The 4,401-nt window shown below is 34.8% G+C and carries 5 protein-coding genes; 2 read left to right on the top strand and 3 right to left on the bottom strand.

The features are described 5' to 3' along the window. Together ACFWM3_RS08815 and ACFWM3_RS08810 are read right to left on the bottom strand one after the other, a co-directional pair. On the bottom strand, window positions 1–625 hold a 625-nt coding region (locus ACFWM3_RS08815; RefSeq protein ID WP_483867260.1), incomplete at its 3' end, for an NAD-dependent malic enzyme. 219 nt (window positions 626–844) lie between these two features. Continuing rightward, entirely contained in the window at window positions 845–1,813 is a 969-nt protein-coding gene (locus ACFWM3_RS08810; RefSeq protein WP_390311084.1) for a 2-keto-3-deoxygluconate permease, read from the bottom strand. A 339-nt stretch (window positions 1,814–2,152) separates the two neighbouring features. Between ACFWM3_RS08810 and ACFWM3_RS08805 the strand changes: the two genes are divergently transcribed. Next, on the top strand, window positions 2,153–2,584 hold the full coding sequence (locus ACFWM3_RS08805) for an HTH domain-containing protein (RefSeq protein ID WP_390311083.1): 432 nt from the start codon (window positions 2,153–2,155) through the stop codon (window positions 2,582–2,584). Window positions 2,585–2,910: 326 nt separating this feature from the next. Beyond that, window positions 2,911–3,441: a hypothetical protein gene (locus ACFWM3_RS08800; protein ID WP_390311082.1), complete on the top strand. Its 531-nt coding sequence runs from the start codon at window positions 2,911–2,913 to the stop codon at window positions 3,439–3,441. 628 nt (window positions 3,442–4,069) lie between these two features. Here ACFWM3_RS08800 and ACFWM3_RS08795 read toward each other — a convergent pair. Further along, window positions 4,070–4,401 (bottom strand): YncE family protein (locus tag ACFWM3_RS08795; RefSeq protein ID WP_390311081.1); only part of this gene is annotated, 332 nt, incomplete at its 5' end.

Here is a 4,401-nt window from a genome sequence, read left to right as displayed (position 1 = left end):
ACATAGGATCTGCAATCAAAGCCTGATTGTTCGTGCCAACATCCAACACGATTGGTAGAACACGGTTTGGATCAATACCAACTGCAGCCGTGTACACGGCAAGTTTGCCAATCGCAATATTAATACCGCCTACCCCTTGGTCCCCAATACCAAGAATGCTTTCAGAGTCGGTCACGACGATTAAATCAATACCATTCTTTGGCTTTCCAAGATTATTAAATGCCTTTTCAATACCCTCAGGATTATCAATCGAAAGATATAAGCCATCTGGGCGACGGTATCTATGGGAGTATGACTGAATTGCATCGCCAACAGTAGGAGTGTAGATGATTGGGAGCATTTCTGCCAGATGATCTTTCAAAAGACGGTAAAACAAGACAACATTACGGTTATATAAATCATAAAGCAGCCCGTTTTTGAACAGATTAGTCGTCCGCAATGAATATTGTTCATAGACCCTATTCACTTGTTCATCAAGGGTGATTACTTGTGGCGGTAACAGACCCTCAAGTCCAAGTTCTTCTCTTTCCTCTTTCGTAAAAGCTGTTCCTTTATTCAAAAAAGGATTGGTGAGAACTTCTTTTCCTTTTATTGTAGTTATAATAACATTCTCATGTACATTCATGATGTTTCCTTCCTTCTATCTTAAAATGGCTATTCCTAACGCAACCATTTTAATAAAATTTTCCTTATCTCATTATTTTTTTAACTAAATACCCTTTTTTGTAACTAAAAAAAGCAGTAAGTGAAACCACTGACTGCTTTGTACTTGTTACATTTTCAAATTGGCTTCAAGGCTTCGGAAGCATATTAGCCAGGAAAACAGTAGATTTTTATTTTATTGTCAGGATGCCCTTGCAATTGATTTATTAGCTTTTTTCTTTTCGGACATTTTAAATACATAATTAACAATAATAGGACAGACTATTGCAGATATTACACATGCTGCTGCAACTTGTGCAGTAGCTCCTGGTGCTATTGCAGCTAAGGTTGGATCTGCTGCAGCAACAACAGCTGGTGTAGCTACAGCATTCCCTGCAGTTGACCCTGTTGCTAAACCAACGATCGGATTTTCTTTAAATAACTTTAAAAGTAAGTAAGCTCCAATTCCAGTGAATGCAGCTATTAATCCTAGTAATATGCCAGGACCTCCCGCTTTTATAATAGTTGAAAAATTCATTCCTGCACCTAATGGAAATGAGAAGAATGGGATTAATAATAATTTACTGCTTCCAAGGAACTTTCTCATATCAGAATCAATATTTCCTAAAATCATTCCTATTACAATTGGAATTAATACTCCTATAAGTGTTTGAAAAGGAATTGTGGCAAGTCCAGATGCACCTAGTGCAACTAATGTGAAAAATGGACCATCTTTTAAAGAAAATAACGCATATGCGCCTACATCGGTTTCGTCACCATATGATGAAGCAAGAGATGCATATAATCCACCATTAGCATTTAATAACGCTGCAAGGATCGCTAATGGTGATAAACCTAATATTCCGGCAGGCCCAAAAAGCATTGCTACAGTTAAACCTATACCTGCACCCACTATAAATTTTCCTGTTAATAATATTGCACCTTTTTTTAATGCCTTGGGTGCCAATTTGAAATTAATTTGTGAACCAATTAAAAACATAAAACACGCCAAAATAGTAGATGACGCTTCTTTACTAAATAATGCCGTTGTAAAACTTCCAATTTGTAAAAATTGCGGGAAAAAGGTATTCGTTAATACTCCTAAAAAAAGTGGAACAACCATCAGACCACCTGGAATTTTATCAAGCGTTTTCTTTATTGGAATTTGCATTTTTAACCCTCCTAAAATAGTTTTATAATCTCGAATGAATCCATTGTTATACCAATCGTTCAAATAATTGTAGAAAGCGGTTCCAATTCCCTTGCTTACTATATCTTAATCACCCATGTTTTGTTACCTGTCTATCATATTCGGATAAAAACTGTTTTCATAGTTTATGAAAGTTTAATAATTCTTTTTGTAAATAAAAAAAGTAAGCAGTTTCAAAAATGAATTGTTACCCGAATAATAGACACTTAAAAAAAAGGGTCTATTATTCGAGTATTTTTATGTCCTCGACATTCAAATCCCGTTTATAATAAAAATATAAATAGATGAGGTCGGGGAAAAATGAGTAAAATTATTTTTAGTAGTTTTCAAATAAAACAACTTGAAAAAAATAGTAATGTGATTAAAGTATCAGATCGTTCAATAAGCTATAAACCAGAGTTTAAATTAAAGGCTGTATTAGAAAATCTCAAAGGAAAAGGCCCTCTTCAAATCTTTATTGAAAATGGATTTGATATAGAAATGATAGGTAAAGATAAACCAGGTCAATGTTTAGAACGCTGGAGAACTACTTATAAAATCTATGGAGAAGAAGGTTTTTATACAGAAAGACGAGGGAAAGGTTCAACCGGAAGACCTACTTCAAAGGTTCAAACAGCAGAAGAAAAATTAAAGAAAGCTGAAGCACGAATAGCTTTTCTTGAGGCAGAGGTAGAGTTTTTAAAAAAGCTCGACGAACTAGAACGGCAGGCGGCGAAGAAAAAGAAACGTTAACAAAAGCCGAGAAATTTGAATTAATTGAACAGATAATAAGACAACATGATTATCAACACATGGTCTCAAATCAATATGACCGTGAATCCAAAGTGCAGGATCATACCCCTCTTCCACTGTATATTCATCATCACTGATTTGATACAAACCAGGTGGTCGATCTAACGTCACTTTCGGAGGTGTATTATCGACCAACATTAACATGACGTGGATTATAACACGGCTTATGGTCGTATGTTCATCGTGAAGATTGGGCCAAAGCCTTAGATTATGCAAGGATATTGGAGCAAATAGCTATAGAAGGAATTTGGTATGCAGAGGCTCTAATGATCCAGTCGATTGTATTAAGACGTTTGGGTGGTACATTAAATGAAATATTAGAACTTATCGAGCGGACTGCTCAAGTTAGTGAACTTCATGCCGAATTTGCAACAGGAAATCGTTTAGTCACATATATTGAATTTGGACAGCTTGAGTATTTAGATCAATACCTTGCCTGGTATGAAGGAAGAGACTACATTTTTATAGGCTTACCATTTATGCTGGAAGGATTTGTTAAATTAGGACGTTTAGAAGATGCCGGTCAGCTATTAAATCGCTATCAGCATATTATTGAAGAGATTGCTACTAGTAACGAACCAAAAAAAATACAATTACACTTACATTTCCGCCATGCATATGCATTATATCTTTGTGCACGAAAAGGGCTACATGAACTTTTAGAAGTAGCAAATAAAGCTTTCGAATTAGGAAATTTTAATCGATTTAAAAAGTGTATCCAGAGTTATTGGAAATATAAAAATTTTACTACTATTGAACATGAAAATAAATTTATGCAGTTACTACTTAATAATTAAGAGAATAAAAAAGTGAAGTTTTAATTGATTAGGATGGGGTGACTCTCGTACGAACGGTTCCGTATACGGAAGTTTAAAGAATCAGACGGACCACGATTTTATATCTCGAAGTCCATTACGTTTTTCTGCTTTTTGTGGCATAACGATTCTCTGCCCTCTCCAGCCTTCAGTAAAGTTCACCCAGTTTACAATTTTCATTTTGAATCAATTAATAATACAGAACTTACCCCATAAAAGTGTTTTCTTATAAATCAGGTACTTTTTAATACAAAAAACCTCTTGCTATACAAGAGGTTTTTTGTAGTATAATCCCAACTGGACTTGAACCAGCAGTCGCTACATTTTTATTCAATCAGAGTTCTATGGTACTTAATATGTCTATAGAATTTTTGTGAATTTATAATAAAAAGCTTTATCCTTAGGTAGGGTTCAATAATATTAAACTTACATTATTCATACAAAATAAATTATGAGCAAATTTCATTTGAACTTTAAGGATTATATTATATTCACCAGTAACCTCTGCTCTCCATATAGTTTCATAACTTCGCTTTTGCTACTGTAATCATAAAACCTACTAAAGATAGGTCAACTAGAAAAATAAATTGTACCCTTTGTAAAGGACGATTTAAGGATTTACACCTACAGCAAATGGACCTGTCCCAACAGGAACGGTAGCAATCACTGTATTCGTTAATCCATCTATCACTGAAACATCATTAGAGCCATTATTTGCTACATAAATTCGATTCGTTAATGGATTCACCCCTACTCCAATTGGATTGACCCCTACAGGAATGGTAGTAATCACTGTATTCGTTGCTCCGCTAATCACTGAAATATCATTGCTCGTCTCATTTGCTACATAAATAAGGTTAGTAGATGGATTGACCCCTACTCCAACTGGAGTAACACCTACTGGAACAGTAGCAATCACTGTATTCGTTGCTCCATCTATCA

This window comes from Gottfriedia sp. NPDC058432, from assembly GCF_042721555.1.
GTDB lineage: Bacteria > Bacillota > Bacilli > Bacillales > Bacillaceae_G > Gottfriedia.
The sequence above is the reverse complement of the archived record's forward strand: the minus strand, read 5'-3'. Positions and strand labels throughout refer to the sequence as shown.

Coding starts and splice junctions, on each gene's coding strand:
- ACFWM3_RS08805 (WP_390311083.1), top strand. CDS start 2,153: ATGAGTAAAATTATTTTTAGTAGTTTTCAAATAAAACAACTTGAAAAA.
- ACFWM3_RS08810 (WP_390311084.1), bottom strand. CDS start 1,813: ATGCAAATTCCAATAAAGAAAACGCTTGATAAAATTCCAGGTGGTCTG.
- ACFWM3_RS08800 (WP_390311082.1), top strand. CDS start 2,911: ATGATCCAGTCGATTGTATTAAGACGTTTGGGTGGTACATTAAATGAA.